Annotated in this window: 19 protein-coding genes and 3 pseudogenes; 10 read left to right on the top strand and 12 right to left on the bottom strand. The window is 53.4% G+C overall.

Annotation, left to right across the window (positions count from 1 at the left end; translation table 11 throughout):
* Positions 1-126: 126 nt before the first annotated feature.
* From K6K13_RS20885 to pdxR, 6 genes are all read right to left on the bottom strand, one after another.
* Positions 127-1158, bottom strand: a complete 1032-nt coding sequence (locus K6K13_RS20885) for an ABC transporter substrate-binding protein (protein ID WP_222158675.1) — start codon at positions 1156-1158, stop codon at positions 127-129.
* A 31-nt stretch (positions 1159-1189) separates the two neighbouring features.
* Entirely contained in the window at positions 1190-2512 is a 1323-nt protein-coding gene (uhpC, locus tag K6K13_RS20880; protein WP_222158674.1) for an MFS transporter family glucose-6-phosphate receptor UhpC, read from the bottom strand.
* Between the two features lie 100 nt (positions 2513-2612).
* Positions 2613-4139, bottom strand: a complete 1527-nt coding sequence (locus tag K6K13_RS20875; protein WP_222158673.1) for an MASE1 domain-containing sensor histidine kinase — start codon at positions 4137-4139, stop codon at positions 2613-2615.
* A gap of 7 nt (positions 4140-4146) precedes the next feature.
* Entirely contained in the window at positions 4147-4776 is a 630-nt protein-coding gene (locus tag K6K13_RS20870) for a response regulator transcription factor (protein ID WP_222158672.1), read from the bottom strand.
* Positions 4777-4887: 111 nt separating this feature from the next.
* The gene (locus K6K13_RS20865) at positions 4888-5286 is read right to left on the bottom strand and encodes a rhodanese-like domain-containing protein (protein ID WP_222158671.1); all 399 of its coding nucleotides are present in this window, start codon (positions 5284-5286) and stop codon (positions 4888-4890) included.
* Between the two features lie 93 nt (positions 5287-5379).
* Positions 5380-6891, bottom strand: coding sequence for a MocR-like pyridoxine biosynthesis transcription factor PdxR (gene pdxR, locus K6K13_RS20860; RefSeq protein WP_222158670.1), 1512 nt, complete (start codon positions 6889-6891; stop codon positions 5380-5382).
* A 124-nt stretch (positions 6892-7015) separates the two neighbouring features.
* On the opposite strand from pdxR, the gene K6K13_RS20855 reads away from it, so the two are divergent.
* The 3 genes and pseudogenes from K6K13_RS20855 (at position 7016) to K6K13_RS20845 (ending at position 9707) form a co-directional block, all read left to right on the top strand.
* Entirely contained in the window at positions 7016-7837 is an 822-nt protein-coding gene (locus K6K13_RS20855; protein WP_222158669.1) for a YggS family pyridoxal phosphate-dependent enzyme, read from the top strand.
* A gap of 55 nt (positions 7838-7892) precedes the next feature.
* Positions 7893-9164: pseudogene (gene glyA / locus K6K13_RS20850) on the top strand (serine hydroxymethyltransferase).
* Positions 9165-9176: 12 nt separating this feature from the next.
* A complete protein-coding gene (locus tag K6K13_RS20845) occupies positions 9177-9707 on the top strand; it encodes a LysR family transcriptional regulator (protein ID WP_252120370.1) in 531 nt (176 codons plus the stop codon).
* 60 nt (positions 9708-9767) lie between these two features.
* On the opposite strand, the pseudogene K6K13_RS20840 reads toward K6K13_RS20845, so the two are convergent.
* Both K6K13_RS20840 and K6K13_RS20835 read right to left on the bottom strand, forming a co-directional pair.
* Positions 9768-11138, bottom strand: a pseudogene (locus K6K13_RS20840) (TonB-dependent copper receptor); the annotation flags it as partial.
* A 208-nt stretch (positions 11139-11346) separates the two neighbouring features.
* The gene (locus K6K13_RS20835) at positions 11347-11742 is read right to left on the bottom strand and encodes a DUF2946 family protein (RefSeq protein ID WP_252120369.1); all 396 of its coding nucleotides are present in this window, start codon (positions 11740-11742) and stop codon (positions 11347-11349) included.
* Between the two features lie 166 nt (positions 11743-11908).
* Between K6K13_RS20835 and acuR the strand changes: the two genes are divergently transcribed.
* Positions 11909-12598 (top strand): acrylate utilization transcriptional regulator AcuR, encoded by a 690-nt coding sequence (acuR, locus tag K6K13_RS20830; RefSeq protein ID WP_222158667.1) that lies wholly within the window; start codon positions 11909-11911, stop codon positions 12596-12598.
* A gap of 203 nt (positions 12599-12801) precedes the next feature.
* Entirely contained in the window at positions 12802-13782 is a 981-nt protein-coding gene (gene acuI / locus K6K13_RS20825; protein WP_222158666.1) for an acrylyl-CoA reductase (NADPH), read from the top strand.
* 69 nt (positions 13783-13851) lie between these two features.
* Here the strand turns inward: acuI and K6K13_RS20820 are convergent, their stop codons facing one another.
* Positions 13852-15330 (bottom strand): hypothetical protein, encoded by a 1479-nt coding sequence (locus K6K13_RS20820; RefSeq protein WP_222158665.1) that lies wholly within the window; start codon positions 15328-15330, stop codon positions 13852-13854.
* A gap of 194 nt (positions 15331-15524) precedes the next feature.
* A pseudogene (locus K6K13_RS20815) lies at positions 15525-16912 on the bottom strand (M24 family metallopeptidase).
* Between the two features lie 361 nt (positions 16913-17273).
* Here K6K13_RS20815 and K6K13_RS20810 point away from each other — a divergent pair.
* Genes K6K13_RS20810 through K6K13_RS20800 form a run of 3 tightly spaced genes read left to right on the top strand, consistent with a single transcriptional unit; the run spans position 17274 to position 19948 of the window.
* Positions 17274-17936 carry an RraA family protein gene (locus K6K13_RS20810; RefSeq protein ID WP_222158664.1) on the top strand — a complete coding sequence of 221 codons (663 nt, stop codon included), beginning with the start codon at positions 17274-17276 and terminating at the stop codon, positions 17934-17936.
* Between the two features lie 13 nt (positions 17937-17949).
* Positions 17950-18603, top strand: a complete 654-nt coding sequence (locus tag K6K13_RS20805) for an RraA family protein (RefSeq protein ID WP_222158663.1) — start codon at positions 17950-17952, stop codon at positions 18601-18603.
* A gap of 10 nt (positions 18604-18613) precedes the next feature.
* Complete coding sequence (locus tag K6K13_RS20800; RefSeq protein WP_222158662.1) at positions 18614-19948, top strand: MFS transporter; 1335 nt, start codon at positions 18614-18616, stop codon at positions 19946-19948.
* A 66-nt stretch (positions 19949-20014) separates the two neighbouring features.
* Here K6K13_RS20800 and K6K13_RS20795 read toward each other — a convergent pair whose 3' ends face one another.
* Positions 20015-20908, bottom strand: a complete 894-nt coding sequence (locus tag K6K13_RS20795; protein ID WP_222158661.1) for a LysR family transcriptional regulator — start codon at positions 20906-20908, stop codon at positions 20015-20017.
* A gap of 239 nt (positions 20909-21147) precedes the next feature.
* Complete coding sequence (norR, locus tag K6K13_RS20790) at positions 21148-22662, bottom strand: nitric oxide reductase transcriptional regulator NorR (RefSeq protein WP_222158660.1); 1515 nt, start codon at positions 22660-22662, stop codon at positions 21148-21150.
* 189 nt (positions 22663-22851) lie between these two features.
* Between norR and norV the strand changes: the two genes are divergently transcribed.
* Together norV and norW are read left to right on the top strand one after the other, a co-directional pair.
* Positions 22852-24297: an anaerobic nitric oxide reductase flavorubredoxin gene (norV, locus tag K6K13_RS20785; RefSeq protein WP_222158659.1), complete on the top strand. Its 1446-nt coding sequence runs from the start codon at positions 22852-22854 to the stop codon at positions 24295-24297.
* Positions 24294-25421 (top strand): NADH:flavorubredoxin reductase NorW, encoded by a 1128-nt coding sequence (gene norW / locus K6K13_RS20780; protein WP_222158658.1) that lies wholly within the window; start codon positions 24294-24296, stop codon positions 25419-25421. The genes norV and norW overlap by 4 nt, the downstream gene beginning before the upstream one ends.
* Positions 25422-25708 lie beyond the last annotated feature (287 nt).

The raw sequence follows: 25708 nt of genomic DNA, 5'->3' as shown, positions 1-25708 counted from the left end.
TAGACGGAGAATCTCCCACAGAAAGCTCGTGTTGCCTCTGAAGGAGATGCTCGCCTGCGCAGGAATAACGGTGTTGGCGTCAGTCGGTCAGCAATCTGTGCCCCGGCGTATGCCGGGGCGGTGAGCTTATTTGCCCATCTTGACTTCATTCACCCATTTGGTGATAAGTGCTTTACGCACATCTTCTGCGCCGTATTTATCCATGTCGTAATTGATCAATTTCAGCTCTTCGAGCTTGAGCGACAGCGGTGATGCTTCGGCCTTGGTGTTGGTCAGGATCTGGTAGGACTGGCCCTTCTGCCAGGAGAGTTCTTGGGCTTCTTTTGACAGCGCCCAATCGACGAACAGTTTGGCATTCTCCAGGTTACGCGCATTTTTCAGGATGCTGACGCCACCGACTTCATAGCCGGTGCCTTCGCACGGTGATACCAGTTGCAGCGGTGCGCCATTCTCTTTTTCCTGTGAATAATCGTGCAGGAAGCCGATGCCGATGGCGCTTTCGCCACGGGCGGCGTTACGTGCCGGGGCAATACCCGATTTGGTGTACTGCGACACGTTGGCATTGAGTTTTTTCAGGTAATCAAACGCCTGATCTTCACCCCACAGCTGCGAAAAAGTCGCCAATGCGGTGTAGGCGGTGCCAGAACTTTGCGGGTCGGCAATCTGGATTTCGCCTTTGTAGATAGGGTCGATGAGATCTTTCCAACATTGCGGTACTGGCAGGTTTTTCTCTTTCAACCGTTCGGTGTTGACGCCAAAACCGAGAATCCCGATGTAGACTGCAGAGGAGTAATTGCCTTTGCGTTTCGCCGGATCGCGGAACTGCGGCATGATATTCGCCAATTCAGGGGAGACATACGGTTGCAGCAGATCCATTTCACCCGCTTGTGACTGCGGATCGAGCGTGCCGCCGTACCAGACATCGGCTTGCGGGTTACGTTTTTCCGCTTCTACTTTTGCCAGCGTGCTGCCAGAACCGTTGCGGATGAAGGAGGTTTGTACGTCATATTTTTCGCCAAACGCTTTGGTTTCCGCTTCGCAAAACGCGTTGGTAGCACTGCAATACACCACGAGGCGGCCTTTGGCTTGTGCCACACTGGACAGCGTGGTGGCTGCGATCCCGGTAACGATAAGGGCAGAGAGAAGAGAAAGTTTCATGATGCTTCCTTATTATCAGTGGTTAACAGCGTCAGGGCGGGCCTGAAGCGTTTGGCCCCCGAGACGGATGCATGTGCGATCGACTGGTGCCTGCCATCATCAACGGCATCAGCAACAGCCCGACACAGGCTGCCGCCAGTGTCAGTAAGGCAAAGAAACCGGACCAGCCGTAGAATTGCATCCACTGCGCCAGCGGCCACCCTGCCAATGCGGCTCCAAGATAAGCGAACAGGCCAAGAAATCCGGTAACGGTTCCTGCTGCTTCCTTATGGACGTACTCCGTGGCCGCCAGACCGATAAGCATCTGAGGGCCAAAAACAAAAAAGCCGATAATGAAAAAATTCACCGCCAGCAGCGCGTAATGATGAATAGGCACCAGCCAGATGGCGGTTACGCTGAGAAACAAACCCAGCGAGAACAGCAAAATCATCGGTGCACGCTGACCGCGAAACAGCAGGTCTGAGCCCCATCCGGCAAACAGCGCGCCGAACAATCCCCCCAACTCGAACAGCATCACCGTGGCATTGGCGCTGAGAAGCTGCACGCCGTGGCTCTCTGTCAGCCATAAATTACCCCAGTCATTCAGTGCGATGCGGATCAAGTGCACCAGCACATAAGAGAGCGCGAGGATCCAGATAATGCCGTTACGCAAAATGGTGCGGCTCAGCATTTGCCCCAGACTCATGGGCGCACTCTGTTGCTCCTGGCGCAACTCCAGCGGATCGCGCCGCCATTGCCCCACGGTGGGCAACCCCTCTTCCCGCGGCGTGCCGCACAGTTGGCGGCAAAGTAGGCCGCCCAACACAATCGCTACCGCGCCCGGTATCAGCAGTGCGGCTTGCCACCCCTGGCTGGCGGCCAGTACGCCGGAAAGCAGAGGGACGGCGGCACCACCAATATTGATCGACGTGTTCCAACATCCCCACCACAATCCGCGCTCATTGCGGGAATACCAGTGGGTCAGTAGCCTGGCACACGGTGGCCATCCCCATCCCTGAAAGAACCCGTTTAACGTCCAAATCAGCAGAAGTGCGGGTAAGGAGGCGCTGAACGCGAAAGCAATATTCAGCACACCGGTCATCAGCAGGCCAACGCCCATAAACCAGCGTGCGCCTATGCGATCATGCACCATGCCGGACACAAATTTTGAACCGCCATACGCTAGATAAAACAACGTACCGAGCAGACCGATATCCGCTTTATCCAGTCCCAGCTCCACCTGCATGACAGGCATGGCGAAGGTGACACTGCGCCGGGTGAGATAAAACGCCGCGTAACCGACCACCATGGAAATCAGCAAACGTCCGCGCCAATAGCGGTAGTGCGCGGTGATACTGATAGGGTCTGCGCTCATGAGGTTCTCCAGCGGTTGAGGGGAGTGTAGGAAAGCCGTGCTGTTCGCGGATGAGATAAGGTAGTAACCCGATAAGAATTATTCCTAGTTCAAGCCCCCTTTAAGGCAAATTTGTGGGCAACTTAACAATTATGCGTGTTCCTTTACGTCGTTGTAACATCCATTCGCCACCCAGCGCATGCACGCGTTCTTCAATGCCGCGTAAGCCGAAGCCTTCCTGTACCTGTTCCGGTATGCCAATGCCGTTATCTTTGACTTCCAACATCAGCATGCCGGGCAGTGGGGTCAGGCGAACGCGCACCCGGCGTGCGTTGGCATGTTTGCTGATGTTATTGAGCAGTTCCTGCACCAATCGATAAAGGGTGAATACCACGGTATCGTCCGTTGGCGGCTGCGGTAGGCGATAATCGAGCCGGAAATCGATGCCGCGTTGCGCAAACGCAAACTCATCCGCCAGATGGTGTAGCGCCTTTTCCAGTGACATCTCGTTTAGCACCGGTGGGCGCAATTGACGTAACAGTTGGCGCGTGGTGTGGTGCACACGTTGCGCCAGTTGGGTAATTTGCGCGGCGGCCTGCGTGGTCAGCAGCGGTTCTGGTCGGCGGGTAATCATCGCCGCTTGTATCTGAATTGCCGTGATATTTTGTCCGATATCATCATGCAACTCGCGGGCGATATCCTTGCGAATCTCTTCTTCGGTAGACACCAGACGCTGCATCAACTGACGCCGCCTGTTCAGCTCTTGTTCCAGACGTTGACGATAGCGGTTCAGGCGCTGGGCGAGTTGCTGCTGGCGGCTGATGGCAATACCCAGACCAATGCCGAGCAGCGCCTGCGTGGAGAGAAACAGCTCCAGTTCGAGAATGTCATGAAACGCGCCGCTCATCTGGCGGGTGATGGTAATCAGCAGGCTGCCCAATATCGCCGCCAGCACCCCGCCTTGCCAGCCAAAGGCATAGGCCATCACCACGTTAGGCAGGAATACCACAATCAGCAGTAAGCGCTCGACATCCGGCGACAACGAGATTTGCACGCCCACCGCGAGTGAGAAAAACAGCGAACACCAGACCAGCAGCGAGGTACGTAACGGCGGGTTGGAGAGGTTTTGCGCCAGCAGGTTTTGCAGGTGTTGCTGCTTGAGATACTCATAGATCAGGTAGATAAACGGGATCAGCAGCACGCCGCCGGTCAGGCTTGCCAGCAACGTATGGGTTAGCGGCGAAGGCAAACCGGCACCGGGCAGTGCCATTTGCAACAGACTGTTGAGAGAAACTGCGATCAGCAGCAGCAAGAGCCGCTGCCAGTACAACGTGTAGCGATGCCATTGGCTGTGGGTCAGCCAGGCGGGCAGAAGACTGACCCACACCGATGCCAGAATGACCCACTGGGTTTGCAACTGCTGGGTGTGCAGCCAGAACAGCAGGGCGGTTTCTACCCCGATGATCACGGGCCAGTAGCGGCGTGTCAGCAGAATCAACAACGCCAGACGTAGCCCCTGGGGCAATAACAATGCCGCCTGCTGACCGTTATCATTGAGGTAGAAGCTGATGGTCCACAGCGCCAGCCAGCTCAAGCCATAAAACAGCGCCAGAAACAGCATCAATCCGCAGCGCCGCAGTGCAGACATGGCAGTATTACGCTTTATTAATCAGATGGTGTTGCAACGCAAAGTGCACCAGCTCAATGGTGGATTCGCATTGCAGTTTGCCAAGCACGTTAGCGCGGTGTACGTGCACGGTTTTATGGCTTAGCGCCAGGCGCTCGGCAATGGCTTTGACGCTGACACCCGCTACCAGCAGATCGAACACCTCGCGCTCACGCGGGGTGAGTTCATGCAAGGCATCTGATCGTTGCGGCGGATGGCGCAGGGCGCGCATCGCATCGGCGCACAGGTAGGTCCCGCCCGCGTGCACCGCGCGTAGCGCCTGCACCAACTCCTCCGGGCCACAGCGTTTGGTGAGATAACCGCGCGCGCCCGCATCCAGCGCGCTTTGCACAAACGCTGAAGTGTCATAAATGCTGAGGATAATGGCACGAAAATCCGGGCGTTTTTGCCGCAAACGCGCCAGCAGGTTTAGCCCGCTCTCGTCGGGCATATCAATATCCATCACCGCCACATCGATATTCATGCGCAACAGTGATGACCAGGCGCTGGCGGCCGAGGCATACTGCCCGACCACCTGCATATCAGGCTCGAGTGAAAGCAATTGGGCGAAACCGGAACGTACCACTACGTGGTCGTCAATCAAGGCTACATTAATCATGTTGCTGTAACAGTCATGAAAACTTTCTGCATCATGCGCAGGAAAAAACCGTTACAGCAACCAGCAATCGATAAATTGTCGGGGGGTTAACACTATTTGTCGGGCGATGGGTTAGCAGCCGCACAGCAAAGGGCGTTCTGCCTGCCCCTGATTGCCTTCTGTGGGGTAGCCATCCCGTTTCCACCAGTCCAGTCCGCCAATCAGTTCTTTGACTTCGAACCCCAGCATTAACAGCTTGAGCGCGGTTTGCGTCGAGCCATTGCAGCCAAGACCGTCACAGTAGCAAATGTAGAGCGCCGATTTGTCCAATGCCGTGGTGGTGTCAAACGAAAGCGTTCGATGAGGCAGATTGACGGCACCGGGAATATGTTCGATCTGATAATAACTGTGTTGCCGACCATCAACCACCACCAGGTTCCGGCCTTGCTGGCGCGCCGCGTGCAGATCGGCGGCGTCCATTTCAAACGTCAATTTTTGCTGGTAGTAGTCAATTTGCGCAGTAATGGACATGATTTCCCCTTGTATGACGTGATGTAGCACAGCTCGCGTGGATAGACGCCCTGGCCGTAAGGAGAAAATAGCAGGTCTGTTAATGCGGTAAATTCAATTGTTTTTCAGGCATATGAAGTTTTTTTTGAGGACGCTTGCCAACGTCTTCACGGCAATCTCCAGTTCATAGGGCGTATGGGCGGCGAACCCCATCAGAAAGCCGGTACGGTGTTGATGCAAGACGGAGAGCGTTGAGAGCCCGAGCAGGTCAACACCCGCCTGACGAGCGTACTCAACCGCCTCTCGTTCGGGAATATCGCGGATAAACACGCAGGGCATCTGCATGCCGCCGCTGGGCACCAACGGCTCCACGATATCGGCCAGATGCTGTCGTACCAACCGCGCCAACGCATCGCGGCGCTCGGCATACAGCGGGCGCATGGTGCGCACATGGGCACCAAAGTGGCCATCTTCGATAAAGCGCGCCAGTGTGAGTTGGGGGATGGGGGCACTGTGGCCGTCCAGCAGGGTGCGTGCCACGGTCATCGGGGCCACCAGCGACGGTGGCAGCACCATATAGCCAATACGCAGGCCGGGAAACAGTGATTTGGTGAAGGTACCGATGTAGATCGTGCGTTCGTGCAGGTCCAGCCCCTGTACGCAGGCGGTGGGCTTGCCCGCATAGTGGAACTCGCTGTCGTAATCGTCCTCGATGATCCAGCTCTGATGCTGTCTGGCCCACTCAATAACGGCCAGCCGTCGGTCCAAAGACAGCGTTGCACCGGATGGAAACTGGTGCGATGGCGTGAGAAACACCGCTCTGGGCGCGGTTTCCGACGCGGCAGCGGCGGTAAACAGTTGGTCCACTCTGACGCCATCGGCATCCAGCGGCACCGGTACGCTGATGAGGCCCGCCGCATCGAACGCTTTGCGCGCGCCGTGATAGGCCGGGTCTTCGAGGAGGATTTTATCGCCCACATCAAGCAAGACCTGGGCGCACAGCGTCAATGCCTGCTGGGAACTGGTCAGTATCAGCACTCGCTCGGGCGTTGCGCGTGCGCCGCGCTCCAGATTAACGTGATTAGCAATGGCCCGACGCAGAGGCTCCATGCCCTGCGGTGGGCTGTGCAGTAATGCCCGCGTGCCATATTCTTTCAGTACCTGCCGTTCCAGACGTTCCCAGACGGCAAGTGGGAAATTGCGCGTTTCCGGCACGCCCGGGGCAAAAGGGCGCGAGATAAGAAAATCGCGCACGCCGCCGCCCTGAAACATGGCGCTACCACGCTGGCTCAGGCGCGGTGCCTCGCTATCTGCCTCTGCACGCCGAGGTTTACCGCGACCCGGCAAACGCCGTGTCCGTTCAGAGACAAAGCTGCCACTGCCGACACGCCGCTCAATAAATCCTTCTGCATGCAATTGCACGTAAGCCGCTTCGATGGTGTCGCGGGATACGCCCAGCGATGTGGCTAGCGTGCGCGATGCCGGTAATGGCTTGCCCACATCCAATACGCCATCAAGGATCAACTGGCGTACCGCCCGCTGTATGCGCACGTGCAGCGGCAGGGCGCGCTGCGCCGGATCGCCGATCCAGGCTTTGACCGATTCAAGCTGAGCGTATTTGAACAATTGGTCTGTATCTCTTCGGGTAATTGGCTGGGTGAATCAGGCCATTTTAGCGCTATAAATAACGGGTACAACCGCTACGCGCGACAACCCGTTTTTTTCCTTTTTCAGGAGTTAACGTCAGGCCATGTCATCTTCCATTACACCTTCATCGGGTCTTGAGAGCACGCAGACCCATCACGATCGCCACGGTCTTTATCCTGAGGCGGTGTCTGTTGAGGATTTCCGACACAACCTGGCGGCGGTGCAAGCGCGTATCGCGGCGGCCTGTCAGCGCGTGGGGCGCGATCCGGCCTCGGTGCGCCTGCTGCCGGTCAGCAAAACCAAACCAGAAAGCAACCTGCGGCTGGCGTATGCGGCGGGGTGCCGCATGTTGGGCGAAAACAAGGTGCAGGAGGCGTTGGGCAAGTGGGAGGCCATGCAGGATTTGAGCGATTTGCAATGGTCGGTCATCGGCCATTTGCAAACCAATAAGGCTCGGCTGGTGGCGCGTTTCGCCAGCGAATTTCAAGCGCTGGACAGCCTGAAACTCGCCGAAGCGCTGGATCGCCGTTTGCAACATGAAGGACGTGCGCTGGATGTGTTTGTGCAGGTCAACACCTCCGGTGAAGCGAGCAAATATGGCCTCGCGCCCGAGAATGTACCGGCCTTTATGCATGCACTGCCTGCTTTCACGGCATTGCGGGTGCGTGGATTGATGACGCTGGCGCGCTTTTCCAGCGAGGCGGAACGCGTACGCGAGTGCTTTGTACTGTTGCGCACGCTGCGCGATCGCTTGCGGCAACGTGCTCCCGCAACGATTGCGTTGGATGCGCTATCGATGGGGATGTCGGGGGATTTTGAGATAGCCATCGAAGAAGGTGCCACCGTGGTGCGTGTCGGGCAGGCCATCTTCGGCGCGCGAGCATTGCCTGACAGCCATTACTGGCCCGGAGAAACAGCGCAATAATGCCCATTCTCCCCCATGAATCCAATACCATCATTTTACTTGAGAGGACCCTGCCATGTATGACGCTTCCCTTACCCTGACCGATGTCGATCCTGAACTGGCGGATGCCATAGTGAATGAACAACGCCGTCAGGAGGAGCACGTCGAGCTGATTGCTTCTGAGAATTACGCCAGTCCGTTAGTGATGGCTATCCAGAATTCGGTGTTCACCAACAAATACGCCGAAGGTTACCCTGGCAAGCGCTATTACAGCGGCTGCGAGTTTGTTGATGTGGCAGAGCGGTTAGCCACCGAGCGCGCCAAGGTGCTGTTCGACTGCGATTATGCCAATGTGCAGCCTCATGCGGGCGCGCAAGCCAATGCGGCGGTGTTTCTGGCGCTTACCAACCCCGGCGATACCGTAATGGGCATGAATCTGGCGCAGGGAGGGCACTTGACGCACGGCAATCCGTCTAATTTCTCCGGTCGTCACTACAAGATTGTGCCCTATGGGCTCGATCCCGAGACCGGGCTTATCGACTATGACTAGATGGAGCGAATTGCGCTGGAAACCCGCCCCAAAATGCTGATCGGCGGTTTTTCTGCCTATTCGCGCCACAAAGACTGGGCGCGCATGCGTGCCATCGCTGATAAAGTCGGGGCGCTGTTTTGGGTGGATATGGCGCATGTTGCCGGTCTGGTCGCGGCAGGGGAATACCCCAATCCGTTGCCCTATGCCCACGTGGTAACCAGTACCACCCATAAAACCCTGCGCGGTCCGCGTGGCGGCATCATCCTCGCCAAAGGGCAGAGTGAGGCGTTTTACAAGAAGCTCAATGCTGCCGTATTCCCCGGTATTCAGGGCGGGCCGTTGATGCACGTGATTGCGGCCAAGGCGGTCGCTTTCAAGGAGGCGCTGCGCCCTGAATTTACCACCTACCAGCGTCAGGTGGTGACCAATGCCCGCGCCATGGCGGCAGTGGTGCAGCAGCGTGGTTACCAGATTGTCTCGGGCGGTACGGATAACCATCTGATGCTGATAGACCTTTCCGATCGCGCTTACACGGGAAAAGACGCCGATGCGGCGCTGGGTGATGCGTATATCACCGTGAATAAAAATTCCGTGCCGAACGATCCCCGTTCGCCGTTTGTCACCTCTGGGCTGCGCATTGGCACACCGGCAGTGACCACGCGCGGTTTTGGCGTTACCGAATGCGAGCAACTGGCCGGCTGGCTGTGTGATGTGCTGGATGCGTTGGAACACGGCGAAAGCACGCAGAGGACAGTGCGCGATCGGGTGCGCAAGCAGGTGGTGGATCTGTGCTGTTGCCATCCGGTGTACCGATAACCGGTGCACACCTTGCGCTGCGTTGAAAAGGATAACGGCGGCTGCTATAACGGGAGAATCAAGGCAGCCGGGTGGCGTATGGACAGCAAGGTACTGAAGCACTTTTTAAAAATCGTCCAGTTAGGATCGCTGACCGCGGCGGCCGATGACGCTTGTCTCACGGTTCAGGCGCTGGCGGCGCAAATCAAAAAGCTGGAACAGCACATGGGGTTGCGGTTGCTCAACCGCACCAACAAGGGCGTGTCGCTGACCCCGGAGGGTCAGCAGATGCTGCCAGACATCATGGCGATGGTCAGAAGCGCGGAGCAACTGCAACGCAAGGTCGATCAGTTGCGCCAGCATGCGCCAACGACGCTACACATCGCGCTGAACAGTACGTTTTCGCTGGAGATTAACCACTGCATCATGAACTTTATGATGGATACGCTGCACGGTTACCGCATCGTATTCAGCAGCTCTGAATCACCGGAAAACCTGACCAAGCTGGCCAATGGCGATGCCGATATGGCCGTGGTGATTGGTTGCCCGACACACTGTGGATGACCTCATCTACCTGATTGATGCGCTGAAGGTATCAATCGTGGCCGCGATGGCACCGGGTACCGCGCTGGCGCTGCCTCCGGGCCCGTAAGTGGGTGAAAACAGCTCCCAGTAATCGGGGAAACGTGTGGTGTAGCCTACGCCGGCATAGACCATCAACGGCAGCGACGCGACGGAATGCTCCACGCGCAGGAAGCCCGCGGGCAGCGTGGCGCTGCGACTGGGTTGTTCTGCTGTGGTGAAGTTATCGACCTGCGCACGATCCAGCCGGGTACCGACAATAACCTTGTTTTGTGCGCTGGCCTCCCAGGTCAGTTCACCGAACAGGCCATAATTGTCGAAACGGGCATCTTTATCCCAACGGCCGTTGTCCAAACTGCGGTGGGTATTCAACTGGGTATCGGCACCCGTTTGCAGCTGGTAATCCTGCCACAACCAGGTGGTCATCATCCTGCCACCAACGGTGCGGCGGTCCAGACGCATCGCCATCGGCATCGACATCCCCATACCCATACCACCCATCGACATGCTGCCCGGCGTGCGCAAACTGAAGTTATCCATCACGTGGTCGGCATAGTTGTAATAGGCGCTGGCTTCGAACTTATCGAGCAGGGGGCCAATGTTGCTCTTTTCAAAACGCAGGCCCAGGCTTTCGCGCTTAAACTGCGAACCATCCATGCCGCGCCCCGCGTAGCGCGCCTCCCCATCGCCTTTGCCCGCAGAGAGCTCCAGCAGGGTGTCTTTATCCGGTGTCCATCCCAGTGCGATATCGCTGTTCCATTTATCCCACTTTGAGGGCACGCGGCGATTGTCTCCGTCCTTGTAGTCGTTGGCGCGGGATGTATTTCCCGTCAGCCGCAGATAGCCCTGCTCGTTGCCAACGCTGATATCCGCATTTTTATCCCAGCGACGGTTGGAGGCAGCCAGCAGGCTGACATTTCCTTTGACGCCCGCCTGCGTGAACTGAGGGGGCAGCCGCTCGAAGCGCAGCGTGCCCGCAGAGTTTCCTGGCCCCCATAACACGCTCTGTGGCCCCTTGATCAGCGTGAGTACATCGTAACTTTCCGGCGAGATATAAGAACTGGGGGCGTCCATACGCGCCGGGCAGGCACCGAGCATTTCGCCATCGTTGGTGAGCAGTCGCAAACGCGATCCAAACATGCCGCGAAACACCGGGTCACCGTTGGTGCCGCCATTGCGAATTTGGCTAAAGCCGGGGATGGTTTTCAGGTAATCCGACCCATCGCTGGCGGGCACGGGTTGGCGCGGTGTTTTGGGGGAGGTCGCAATGGTTAATGGAGAATAGACTGGCGCCGTCACTGTCATCACATCCCCTTCATCATGGGGGTGTGTTTTTTCTGCGCTGGCCGTTGTCTGAAGCGGCAAGGTGCACATTACCGCCAGTGATGTGGTTAACATTTTAGTTTTTTTCATTACTCTCACCTGTCTTCGATCGTACGTATGACAAACGCCACGATCGGGAGCCACCTGATCCCGGTGGATAAAAAAGGTATGTCGTTGCGAAAAAGGCGGATGCCCATTTCGAACGAGATGACATCTCCCCGGTCCATAAGCACGAGCGCTACGGGCACGATGTATCCACTGTGTTAATCCGATAACCGGTTACTGTGAAAAAGGAGATTTATGCTGCGAGTGACAGGTGAAGACGTGGCGGCGCGCGCGGAAGATGCGTGGCATCAAGCGGGGGACTACGTGGAGGCAAAACACGGGGTAGCGGCGGTGCCCGTGCTAACAGGACCATCAGCCACACCATAGGGATAAAGATAATGCCGATAAAGGGCACATGCACCAGCAGTTCGCAATAGCCGCAGGCGAACCCTTCTTCCTGCATCATGGCGGTGTGGTGATGTGCTGCAGGCGTTGCGCTGTGATGATGGATTGCCATTTCGCGCGTTTGCGGTAACGGCATACGCTCGGCGCGCCCCTTGGATATCACCGGAGCGACGAACAGCAGTAGCACTGCCAGTAATGCCAGGCAGGCTGCACTTTTTTGTGCCGTTGCATGTGAAACCATCATCGGGGCCAGGGAAACCAGAGCGTAGTTTATCGCAGGAATAATGATGAGAATGAGAAATATTATCTTGTATTATCGATTTCTTGCTTTATGTCATACTGGGTTGAATCTTGCCGTACCAGACAGAGCCCCTCCGTGCCGGTCATAGTGAAATGAGGGTCATGGGTGTATGATTTTAGCCGTTGGATCTCAGGAGGCTGAAGTGAGTACGGATATTGCGCCACGCGGCAGAGGTCGGCCGCCAAAAACCGATGCGAGTTATAAAGACACGCGCGAAGTGCTGATTCGTAGCGGGTTGGCGTTGCTGACGCAAAACGGCTTTCTCTCCACGGGCATTGATGCCATCGTGAAAAACGGCGGTGTACCCAAAGGTTCTTTTTATTACTATTTTGAAAATAAAGAAGATTATGGGCGCACGGTGCTCGCGTCCTATGACAGCTTCTTTCAACATAAGCTGAATAAATTTCTGTCGGATGCCTCTGTGACGCCGATGAAACGGCTTAGCCGCTTTGTGGCCGATGCTGGCCGAGGCATGCAGAAATACGCCTTCACCCGGGGTTGCCTGGTGGGTAATTTGATGCAGGAAACGCCCGGGTTACCCGATGCGTTCAGAGGACAGTTGCAGCAGATTCTCAACGCATGGCAACGGCTGGTGGAAACCTGTTTGCAGGCAGCACTGATCGCGGGTGAAATCCGCACGGCGACGCCACCCGAGCAGTTGGCCGAGATGTTCTGGAGCGGTTGGGAAGGGGCAGTGATGAGAGCCAAGCTATACCAGTCCACACAGCCGCTAAACGAATTCTGGTACTTCTTTTCCCAGGCCCTTGGTTATCACTCGGATGATGAAATATCGCGCTGACAGCAGCGTGCTTTTCACCGTCGTGAAATTGATAAATAACAAACTTTTCTCACTCTTCAATGCGGGTTGCTGCGCTGCGCTTGAAACGCACCGTGATGACAGTTACCGTGGTATTAATTTATAGACGATCGGTCAATAATTAATTCGATGAATTTTACGGCTGCGTTCCCCCGGTGGGCGAACGATACGGAGACGAGGTTTACATGTTCAATGCAATCGTGATCGACAAAGTTGAAGGCAATTATCATGCGGCGCTGGTGGCACAAGAGGAAAGTGCATTGCCAGAAGGTGACGTTACTGTCGCCATCGACTACTCCTCCATCAATTACAAGGATGCGCTGGCGATTACGGGGCGCGGTCCTATCGTACGTAAATTCCCGATGGTGCCCGGTATCGATTTTGCTGGCACGGTAATAGAGAGCGTTAACCCAGCGTATAAAGCCGGTGACAAGGTGCTGTTGACCGGATGGGGCGTTGGGGAAAAACACTGGGGTGGCCTGGCGGGTAAGGCGCGCGTGAACGCAGAGTGGTTGGCACCGTTGCCACAAGGTTCAGACGCCAGACATGTGATGGCGATTGGTACGGCTGGGTTTACCGCGATGCTCTGCGTCGAGGCCGTGTTAAACCACGGGGTGAAACCGGCTGATGGCCTGGTGTTGGTCACCGGTGCCAGCGGCGGCGTAGGCAGCTGTGCGGCCCTTATTTTGGCGCAATTGGGGTATCAGGTGGTGGCTTCCACGGGGCGCCCGGCAGAAGCTGACTGGCTGCGCAATGACGTTGGGGTGAGTGAGGTTATCGATCGTGCCGAGCTGAGTGCGCCGGGTAAACCGCTGCAAAAAGAGCGCTGGGTGGCGGCGGTGGATACCATGGGCAGCCATACGCTGGCTAATGTGTGTGCCAGCGTTCAGTACGGCGGCATTGTTGCTGCTTGTGGTATGGCGCAAGGGTTGGATCTCCCGGCAAGCGTTGCGCCGTTTATCCTGCGCAACGTGACCCTGCAAGGTATCGACAGCGTGATGGTCAGCACGGAAAAACGTCCGGCGCTGTGGGAAAAGGCCTGCAAATACCTGCCGATGGCAAAACTGGCTGCGTTAACGACGGAGTACCCGTTGACGCAGGCCATTGATGTTGCCGGAGCCTTATTGACGGGCAAGGTGCGAGGCCGTGCCGTGATCAAGTGCTGATAGCCTGATGTGACTGGCCCGCTTGGTTATCGGAGCGGGCCAGATACCGTTGTTTACGCCCTACCGGGGTTACTGTTTTGGCAGCGGCGGCGAAGGTAATGGCATACCCTGCTCGCGACTTGCTCCTCTGCCTTGCTCAGCAGCATAGCTGTCGAGATTAAACTGTCGGATAGCACTAAGCCGTTGTTCTATTTTCCTCATGTCTAAGGCAGTCCTAAACGCTTTTAGCTTTTTCAACCGGTACGCTATTTCCCTGTTTTTATCTTGCTCAGTGAGCGGTGACAATGCAGGCGGCTTTATCGCTTCATCGATTTTCATTTTCTTACTTGTTGTTGCTTCATGACTTATAGCATCCAGCGTGTGTTTAACTGCGGTTTTAGCGCGTATCGATGCTTCTTTATTGATCTGATGCAATAACATCATAGCGTGGTCTGGCGTTTTTACTGTTGCCAGGTATTCGTCAAGGTTTCGGTGGCCCATGCCAGAGGGGGTTAATGTCATGTCACTCATTTTTTTTGTAACATCACCGGCAAATACGGTTTGCTTTATCAATGTATTTAGCTGATCGAAAAAAATGTTTTTGCTAATAGGTAATTGGCTCATCGTTACATTGAGGGTGCTATCCTCATCGTTAAACTCTTTTTCCGTAATGATGAATTTTATATCAGGGAGGAATAGAAATTCATTTTCTCTATCATCCATGATGTCTGATAAATGTGCACCGGAGTAAGGTGTTATTTTCTCTATAGTATAAAGTACATTTATTTCTCCCTCCCGTAGCGCTTCCCTATCTCCGAGGAAGGATTCAGCAACTTCTTGGTCGTCGGAAGTACTGAAGAAGATGGGTGAGGAAAACGTATCACCCTCTTCAATATTCTCAAAACACTCACTTTTTCTCACTTCTCCTCTGAACAGGGGAACGGCATTGCTGAAATACTCAGTATCATTGGCTTGTTTCATGGCCAAGTGGTGTAGGGTTAACGCCAGTTGAATAATATGCGGCGGTCTAAGGGCGCCTGGTGGAAGGGCTAATAAGGTTTTATTGATATTTACGTAGCCATCCTTACCGTAATCATAAATCGAGAACAGGTCAATGAAATGAAATTTCTCATACAGTTTTTGCTTGTTAAAGGAGTCTATTAATTCATCCATATCCTCATCAGGGCCAGCAATTGATTTATTGAGATACTCTTCTGAGTAGATGTCTTTCAGTTGCAGAATAACCTGTTCCTTATCATTAATAGCACCTGAAATTTTGTAAGAAGAATCTACAAAATTTCTCAGGTGTTTCAAATGTTGCCCTTCAGCAATGGAAATATACGTTATTAAACCTGTTGGATTATTGATAGGGGCCGCGGTTTCTTGTCCTTGATGCCGAGTGAGTGTTGCCGCATTGTTTGCAATGAGACTGAGGCTTTCCGTGACGTTTCTGCAAGAGGGGCTTGGTTTGCCATCTGTATCTCGGCCATCATGAGGATTAAGTTGCTCTGTTTTCAGGGGGAGAGGGGGTGGCAGCGATGGGCTGTGACTCGGGATATGACTAAACATGGCGCATCCTTATGCAAAGTGCAGAACGAGCCTGTACTGAATGACATAATCCCTCTGATTTCTTTCAAAATTCAATTTTATGTTTTTGACATCGTGAGTGCATTTATTAACGATTAGTCTTAGACAACACTAGGGATAGCAAACACGCTATCCCACAGTGACTGAACCCAAGAAGGGCATAGGCGGCAGGGGCATTATCTCCCACAGACCAATGCTTTTTGCTTATCCAGCAGAAAAGGACGCAAATAACCGACGGTGTTGGACATCGGCAGGACATCGGCATGCAATGGAATGTGTAATACCTCTTCCAGATACGTTCTGCGTGTGAGAATACGCTGCCACAGCGCCGGGTACGTGCAGGCCAATTCGGCCCGCAGGTCTGCGTTAGCCAGTGCCACCGTGTCCTCAATGCTGGCACCTGCATAGCCAGCGACCGAAGGGATAATGTCGATCTGCAACAGCATACCGCTGGCGAGCGCAACGGGCGAATTCTGGCTGATGGGAGAACAGAGCCACTCTTCATCCGCCACTAAATGGCCCGGATTCAGATGCCAGTGAAACCGCTCTTTGGGCAGAACATCCTCGATTAACGCGTATATGTCCCCGCCCGTGATACCGACGCGAAGCGCGGTCAGCCAGCAGACCACGGCGTGATAATAAGGAATGGCGACACGTTCCAGATAGTCATTGGTTTTGGCTGGCAGCATCTCGCGATGTTTTACCACATAGGCCGCTCGGCTGCTGAGCCCGCCTTTAAAACCGGTGGTGAGGGAAAATTTGTCACCCAGCGCTATCTTTTTATCGCCGGGATAAAGCCGAGCTTGCTCAAAGCGATCGCCAGTGGCTGCGATGGTCACCACGGTATGCGGTTGCCCTTCGGCAGCCAGCAGTGCAGCAATCTCTTTTTCTGTTTTACCTATCTCTATTGCATTGAGCGCATTCAGCATGGCAGTGGAGGCCAGATTTGCCCCGTATTCATAGTGCGCCAGCTCGTTGGCGTTGTTAATGGTGCGGGCACCTCCGTGGGGAGAAATAAAAATACCGGTGGCATTCACCAACGTGGCGGCGCAGGGCAGTGCGTCCCGAATGCTCTGATAAATAAAGTGTGGAATATCAAATAGGGCCTGGCCTGAAGGCCCGTTAAACGTCAGGTGTTTCCAGCCAGCAATGCCGACTCGCTGGCAACACGGAATGCCTGACTGCGCAAGCAACGCGGTGAAATCGAAATCGGGCGGTATGGGTTGATCGGGCAGTGAGAAGCAGGGCGCGTGCAAAACGGTTCCCCGCAGCCGAGCGGAGGCACCAGCTTGAGATTTTCATTCCCCATGACATAGGTGGCTGCCCCATTTTTTGCGACGATCAGCAGTGCCTCTTCGAAGCGGGGAATAAATCCACTCAGGTATTCGAAATTGCCGCCATGCTCTTTATCGGCATAGATAATCAAAGCATCAAGATCCTGCTGCTGCATGCCCAGCAAGACACGTTTTAAGCGTTCTCTCTGGGTTTCATCAGTAAGAGGGGGGCTCTGCACACTCGCATAGGTGTCCGGCTGAGGAATGGCTTGCAGTGTGTATGATTCCAGTTCATTCACTGTCATGATCGCCTCTGAATAACGGGGGAAAGGTTGCTGCCTCTGGTCGTATGAACGAATTATAACCTAACCTGACTTTATCTCGCTGTGTCCGGTCTAGCGAGAATAAAGATTTTTCAGCGGATCACATTTTAGTTATTGCCATCGAAGGTTTAAATTATTTTTATATAATCAAATTATTTTAATGTTATGAATTTAATCGGTTTTATGGTTTGTTTTATCATGTGAAATTGCTGTTTTTTTATCATGTTCATTTTTTCTTAACTTAGGTTAAGTGATGCACCGTTGCGGCCAGTATGGTTATTTCAGATATTTATGGCGAAATGATTTTGTGTTTATACCGAGGTTCGCAATGAATGATACTGAATATTTAGCAAAGGCCAACATACTGACGACGCCGGAACTTGCTGATGCGCTTGATTTCTTTTCTTTGCCTGGCACGTTACTGGGTGTGAAGGCAATTACAGGAAATAAAAAAATAGCAGGCTGGGCCTGGACGGTCCGTTATGTTCCTGTCGATCCCGATAATCCTGGCTCGGTGGGCGATTATATCGATCAGGTTAAGCCAGGGGATGTTGTTGTTATTGATAATGCTGGCCGGTTGGATTGTACCGTGTGGGGCGGCATTTTAAGTCAGGTGGCGGCAGCTAAAGGTATTGCCGGAACCATTATTCATGGTGTAAGCCGTGACACCGATGAAGCGATAAATTCACATTATCCGATCTATGCCTGCGGTAATTATATGCGTACGGGCAAAGACAGGGTTCAGGTTGCCGCGGTAGCCGGTGCTGTCAATATTTGTGGTGTACTAGTGAATCAGGGTGACCTGATGGTGGCCGATATTGATGGTGCGGTCGTGATCGGTAAAAAACATATTGCTCAAGTCATTGAACGCGCCTTGGAAATGAAAGCTATTGAAGAGCAAATTGTTCATGATGCTCTGGCCGGAATGTCTATTTCTGACGCCAGGAAAAAGCATAATTATCACCTGCTACAACGCAACCCCTCTTTATAAATAAGGTCATATCGTGAAAAATAAAAATACGCTGACTGATGCCGTGGTCGAACATTTAATTCGACTGGGAAGCGCCACCATTTATGAAGCGCAAGGGGCCGTTGGGGCATTGTCTGAAGCCATAAAGCCGCTGGCGCGCGGTATGAAAATGGCGGGGTCGGCATTAACGTTACATATGCGTCCCGGCGATAATCTGATGGTGCATTACGCCTTAATGCATGCAAAGAAAGGGGATGTGCTGATTATTAATTGTGATGGATTTACGGGGGCCGGTATTTGGGGCGATGTACTGACGACGCAAGCGCAGCATATTGGCCTGGCGGGACTGGTGGTTAATGGCGCGGTCAGAGACAGCGATGCAATTATTGAATCTGGCTTTCCTGTCTTTGCCCGAGGAATCTCTATTCGAGGAACGGAGAAAAAACAACCAGGCACGTTCAATGAAACATTGATTATTGATGACTGTATTATCCGATCGGGTGATATTGTGGTCGGCGATTCGGATGGTCTGGTCGTCATTGAGCGAGAAAAGATTGATAATGTTATAAAACTCTCCGATGAGAGAGAGGAAAAAGAAAATAACTATAAAAATAAAATTCTCAATGGTGCGACAACAGCGGAATTGATGCAGTTGAACCGCGTCTTTGATTATCTCGATGTAAAATGAGGTTTTGAACATGAATCTGAATATAGAACAGGCAGCATCAGGGGTTAAACCGACTCATCATCGGTGGTGGGTCGCTTTCTTATTTTTCCTGATTTATACCATTGCGGCAGCAGACAGGGCTAATCTAGGGGTAGCACTGCCGTTTATCAGAAAAGAATTTACCATGACCAATGCGGAAGCTGGCGCGCTTGTCAGCCTGTTTCTGTTGGCCTATGCCTTTATCCAGATCCCTTCAGCCTGGTTGATTACACGTTTTGGTGTGCGAAGGGTCTTCACGTCATCCATGATCCTCACCTCTATTGCGACCGCGCTGACGGGATTTGCCGGGTCCATCTTGCAACTGAAAATATGCCGGGTGTTGTTAGGCATTGCTGAAGGCCCACTGCCTATTGGAGTAACCTCCACCATTAACAACTGGTTTCCGTCAAAAGAGAAGGGCATCGCCTCGGGTATTTTTCTCTCATCTATCAAGCTGGGCCCGGTGATAACACCGATCATCGGTTCGTTTATTATCATGCATTGGGGATGGAAAGAGGTCTTTATATTTTTTGCCCTGCCAGGGCTGATCCTGCCGGTGATGTGGTATCTGTTTGTGAAGGACAAGCCTGCTGAGTCCGGCTTCGTTAACCAACAGGAAGTCGACATCATCAGTGAAAAGCAGACCACAGCGCAGGTGCAGGAGAAGAAAGCCTACAAACGGATACCTTATCTGGACAGGTTTATTCGGGTACGCAATACCCCTAAAGTCACCACAACCCAGCAAGTGTATCGCTCATGGAATGTGTTTGGTTGCGGTCTGGGCTATTGCTGTCAGCTAGGGATTTCCAGCTTGTTGCTGGCCTGGATCCCTACCTATCTGCTGTCGGAAAAGAACCTGTCGGTGGTGGGGATGGGGTTTGTCTCTGCGGCACCTTGGGTTGGTGCGGTGCTGGGTAATCTGCTGGGCGGCCTTCTCTCTGATACGCTGCTGGATAAACGCAGAAAACCGGGCATGTTGCTCTCGGCAGTGTCGACATCGGTAATGATGCTGTGTCTGCTCTATATGCCTGCGAACCCAGCGTTGTGCGCCTTGCTGCTGTTCATGACCGGTTTGTTGTTGAGCATTGGGTTCTCTGCCTACATGGTCTACCCCATGTCTTTCGTGGCAAAAGATAAATTCCCGGTTGCCAATGCCATTGTCAACATGGGAGGGCAATTAGGCGGTGCGGCCACACCCTTTATTGCCGGGTTAATTCTTGACCATTACGGTTGGAATACGGTGTTTCTGTTTATGGCGGGCATTTCATTACTGACATTTTTGGTTGTCGTCACTATTGATGAGCCGATGGAAAACTGTGACGCCTAACCCTTGCGAGTGAGATAATCAATGTAAGTTCCAGGGAAGCGGCGTATATGCTTCCCTTTTACTGTATTATTCAGCGATCTTTTTCATGGTATCAATAAACGCATGGATGTTGGGGTTGGTATTTTTCGGGTTATAAACCGCGTAGATATAGCTGAGGCAGCGAAAATCTTCAATCGGCAGGAAGATGATATCTTGCCGGTTATTGGGAATGGTGGTTTTTCCCACCAGCGTTACGCCTAATCCGGCGCCCACCAATGCTAACGCCGTATGAATTTCAACAACGCGATGTGAAACGGCTGGGCGAATACCGTATTCATCAAACTTTTCAAATACGCGTAATGAGTAACCGCTTTTAGGGTCGCTGGGGAAAATGATAAACGGGGAATTACAAAAATCACGCAGCGTGATATATTTTTTCTTGCTTAAATAGTGATTTTTAGGGATCGCCTCGATAAGGGGATCAATCATTATCAGTTCATGATTGAGTTCATGACCAATGAAATTATCGTTATCCATTTCTCGCGTGAAGCCAATATCAAGCTCATGGTTCAATAGCAATTCTGGCTGATGCTCGGACAGCACTTCTTTCAGATTTATTTCGATATGTCCGTGTGTGTCAGCGAAGTATTTTATCGTTTCTGGAATCAGGTTAAACATCACGGAGCGGACGAACCCGAGCGTCAACGTAATCGATTTGCTGTTAACATATTGCCAGGCATCTTTTTCAAGCTTTTCAATATTGAAGATGATCTCTGGTGCGCGTTGATAGATAAATTCTCCGAGCCGGGTTAAGGTCATCGGACGAGAACTCCGATTGAATAACTCACCGTTAAGTTCTTTTTCAAGTGCTGAAATTTGCATACTGATTGCGGCAGGTGCCAGATCGAGCATTTTTGCAGCTTGGCTGGCACTTCCCGTTTCAACCACTTTGCAAAAATAGCGCAGTTGTTTGATATTCAAAGACAGGCTCTTATTGTGGTGAGAATGTTATTTAATGATATCTTGAGAGTACTTTTTTTTCAAATTTATCGCGGGGTGGCAAAGAAGGGAAAGTGTGATGATCTCGTTATTATAAATAATTAAAAACGGTATTTTTATTTCGCTATGATAAATAATGGAGCATGACAATAAATAATACTCTCCATTTTCTCACTCTATTATCAAACAGCGCCCTGTGTCAGGGCGATGTCTGTGCAGGATTAGGGTTTAACCCCTAAGCGTTTCGCTAATCGGTGAAGGTTGGCAACATCGATGTCGAGGGCTCTGGCGCTGGCAGCCCAGTTGTGTCCGTTCTGGGTTAACGCCTGATGAATCACCGTGCGCTGAAAATCTTCTGTGGCATGGCGTAAGTTGGGTGTTGGTGCAACGCTTTGGCTCTCCTGCACCGGGCGCTCAGGCGCACCCTGCTGCGCAATGTGGTGTGCTTCCAGCACGATGTTATCACCGGGCCGCTCTGCCCGGGCAAGGATGATGGCACGGTGGATGGCATGCTCCAATTCCCGTACATTCCCTGGCCAGGCGTAAGTCAGCAGCAGGGCGTGGGCACGTTGGCTGAGCGCCACACGGGTCAATCCCAGCCTTACGCGGCACTGCTCGCAGAAATAGCCTGCCAGAAGAATCACATCTTCGCCGCGTTCGCGCAGGGGAGGCACCAAAAGTGGAAATACGCTCAGGCGGTGATACAAGTCGGCACGAAAACGCCCTGCCAGCACCTCTTCGCGTAAGTCGCGATTGGTTGCCGCCAGCACGCGCACATCAACGCGCAGACTGCGATCGTCACCCACGCGCTGTATATCGCCGTATTGCAGAACCCGCAGCAATTTAGCCTGTAAGGCGAGAGAGAGTTCGCCTATTTCATCGAGGAACAGCGTGCCTTTATCGGCCATTTCGAACTTGCCGCTACGATGGCTGATGGCACCGGTAAACGCCCCTTTCACATGCCCGAACAACTCACTTTCGGCCACGCTTTCAGGCAGTGCTGCACAGTTCAGGTAGATAAGCGGGTTTGCCGAACGGGCAGATCCCTGATGAATAGCCTGAGCGACCAGCTCCTTTCCGGTGCCGGTTTCCCCGCCGATCAGCACGTTAAGATCGGACGCCGCGACGATCTCAATCTCTTTTTTTAGCTGGGTCATACCCACAGAGAGGCCAATCATCTCTGTGTGCGCGGCCTTTTCAAAGGCGGGAGCGGCAGCGGGTAGGATGTTTTGGTTTTCCAACTGGGCGATCAGCAGCGCATTATTAAAAGCCCCTGCGGTTAACGCGGCGATCAGACGCAATTCCTCATCACTAAAGGTATCGAATTGATCCGGAACCAGTCCATCAAGGGTGAGCGCGCCGATCAGATTTTGCCCGGCAAATAGCGGTAAGCCGATACAGGCATGCACTTTCAACGTTTCCTGTCCGGGGATCAATCCATCGTAGGGGTCGGGTAAATCACTATCGGCGGGGAAACGCACCACATCGCCCGCGCGCGCAATCGCCTCCAGTCGTGGGTGCGCTTCCAACGCGAAGCGTCGGCCCAACACGTCCGATGCCAGACCGTCAATGGCCAGAGGGATAAATTGGCGTGTTTCATAGCGCAGCAGGGCGGAGGCATCACAATCTAATACCTGACGCAGGGTGGTAATCAGGCGCTGAAACCGATCCTGATGACCGATGCCACTCTGTAGCTCAATGGCAATCTTCGCCAGGACGTTAACGGAAAAACTCATGGCTACCCCCCCGATAGTCAAATTGACAATAAATAGTGTCATAATGACCATAATAAGTATAGTCATTATGACATGTTTATTTTTAGATAATGTGATAAATCTTTTTAAAAACATTAAATTAAAAACATGGCATGCCAATTGATATAGCCCAACTATCTTATTCGCATTACCGCATAATTTGAGGTTGATATGGCTATTCATGTAAAGAACAACATCCATTGGGTAGGACTGCGTGATTGGGAAGTGCGCGATTTTCACGGCACCGAATACAAAACCTTGCGCGGCAGCAGCTATAACAGTTACCTGATTCGCGAAGAGAAAAACGTGCTTATTGACACGGTGGATCACAAGTTCAGCCGTGATTTCGTCCAGAACCTGCGCACAGAAATCGATCTGGCGCAGATTGATTACATCATTATCAACCATGCAGAAGAGGACCATGCGGGCGCGTTAACCGAGCTGATGTCGCAGATTCCCAATACGCCTATCTACTGCACCGCCAATGCTATTGATTCGATTAATGGTCATCACCATCACCCGGAATGGCACTTCCACGTGGTGAAAACCGGCGACACCCTGGATATTGGCAATGGTAAACAGTTGGTGTTTGTGGAAACGCCGATGCTGCATTGGCCGGATAGCATGATGACCTACATGACGGGCGATGCGGTGCTGTTCAGTAACGACGCATTCGGTCAGCACTACTGCGATGAGCGTCTGTTTAACGACGAAGTTGACCAGACCGAACTGTTTGAGCAGTGCCAGCGCTACTACGCCAACATCCTGACGCCGTTCAGCCGACTGGTGACGCCGAAAATCACGGAGATCCTCGGCTTTAATCTGCCAGTTGATATGATTGCTACCTCACACGGTGTGGTGTGGCGTGACAACCCGACGCAAATCGTGGAGTTGTACCTGAAGTGGGCGGCGGATTATCAGGAAGATCGCATCACTATCTTCTACGACACCATGTCCAACAATACGCGCATGATGGCGGACGCTATCGCACAGGGCATCAACGACGTTGATCCGCGTGTTGCAGTGAAAATTTTCAATATTTCGCGCAGTGATAAAAACGATATTCTGACTAACGTGTTCCGCTCCAAGGGGGTTCTGGTGGGATCGTCCACCATGAACAACGTTATGATGCCCAAAGTGGCGGGCATGTTGGAGGAGCTGACAGGGCTGCGTTTTCGTAACAAAAAAGCGTCTGCTTTCGGCAGCTATGGCTGGAACGGCGGCGCGGTCGATCGCGTGCAAACGCGTTTGATGGATGCCGGTTTCGAAACCACCCTTGCGTTGAAGGCTAAATGGCGTCCCGATATCGATGCGCTGGAAATGTGCCGTGAGCACGGGCGTGAAATTGGTCGCCAGTGGGCACTCTCACCGTTGCCAGAAGCGGTGCGCGCAACGTCGCAACCGGACGCCTGCGCTTGTGCTGACAACGCGGCTGCCGATCTGGGGCCACAGATGCAGTGCAGCGTTTGCCAGTGGGTGTATGACCCGGCACGCGGTGAGCCGATGCAGGATGTGGCACCCGGAACGCCGTGGAGCCAGGTGCCAGACAGTTTCCTGTGCCCGGAATGTTCCCTGGGTAAGGCGGTATTTGATGAACTGGCGGTGGAGGCTGTATGAGTCACGGTATCGTTATTATCGGATCAGGCTTCGCGGCGCGCCAATTGGTGAAGCATATTCGCAAGCAGGATACGGCGATCCCGCTGTCGTTGATTGCTGCTGACAGCATGGATGAATATAACAAGCCCGATCTCAGCCATGTGATAAGCCAAGGGCAATGCGCCGACGATCTGACGCGCCAGTCGATGGGGGCGTTTGCTGAGCAATATCAGCTACGGCTCTACCCAAATACCCGGATCACCGACATCGATGTCGCACAGCATCGCGTAAAAAGTCACGACAGCGAATGGTGCTACGACAAGCTGGTACTGGCAACGGGGGCCTCCGCATCGGTGCCTTCGGTTCCGGGGCATGAGCTGATGCTGACGTTGAACAGCCAGCAAGAATACCGTGCGTGTGAAGCGCAGTTGCAGGATGCGCGGCGGGTGTTGGTGGTCGGCGCAGGGCTGATTGGTACCGAGTTGGCGATGGATTTTTGCCGTGCCGGTAAGGCGGTTACGCTGGCTGATTGCGCTGCCAGCGTGTTGCCGACGTTGTTGCCGCCGGAGGTGAGTGGCCGCCTGCAACACTGTCTGGTCGATATGGGAACGCATCTGTTGTTGAAAGCAAAACTGCAATCGCTGGAACAGACTGAGAAAGGCATTCGTGCCCGATTCGATGGCGATCGCATCAGTGACGTGGATGTGGTGGTGGCCGCGACCGGCCTGTGCCCGGAAACAACGCTGGCGCAACGCGCCGGGATTGTCACCCGACGCGGCGTGGTGGTAGACAGCACGCTGCAAACCAGCCAGGCAGATATCTATGCGTTAGGCGACTGCGCCGAGATTGCAGGGCAAGTACGCCCCTTTCTGCAACCGATCCAGCTAAGCGCTATCGCACTGGCGAAAACGCTGCTTGGCGTTAGCACCGCGCTCGCACTGCCCGCCATGCTGGTGAAGGTAAAAACGCTGGCGCTGCCGTTACATCTGGCCGGAGAATCGGGCCGCGGTGACTTACGCTGGCAGATTGCCACTGCGCCGGAGGGCATGGTGGCACAGGGTATGGATGCTGAGGGGCAGCTGCGCGCCTTTGTGGTGAGCGAAGATCGGATGAAAGAGGCATTCGCATTGCTAAAAGCACTATAACCTGGTGTATGGGTATGATTTTTTAGGCTGACTTATCGAAAAGGCCGTCTATACCCGTCATGCTTCACGTTGCAGGTGTGTTGGCTGCGTTCACTCACCCCAGTCACTTACCTGAGTAAGCTTCTGGGGATGAATGAATCTCATCCCTGAGATTCACCCTGTGGGCCAGCGCAAGCGCTGTTCAAATCTGTTCCAGACAGATTTGTCATTCACTTGCCGCCTTCCTGCAACTTGAATTATTTAGGGTATATTTTCTGTTATGGTGTAGGGCATAGGGCGATAGCGTA

This window comes from Symbiopectobacterium purcellii (assembly GCF_019797845.1).
GTDB classification, from domain to species: domain Bacteria; phylum Pseudomonadota; class Gammaproteobacteria; order Enterobacterales; family Enterobacteriaceae; genus Symbiopectobacterium; species Symbiopectobacterium purcellii.
The sequence above is the reverse complement of the archived record's forward strand: the minus strand, read 5'-3'. Positions and strand labels throughout refer to the sequence as shown.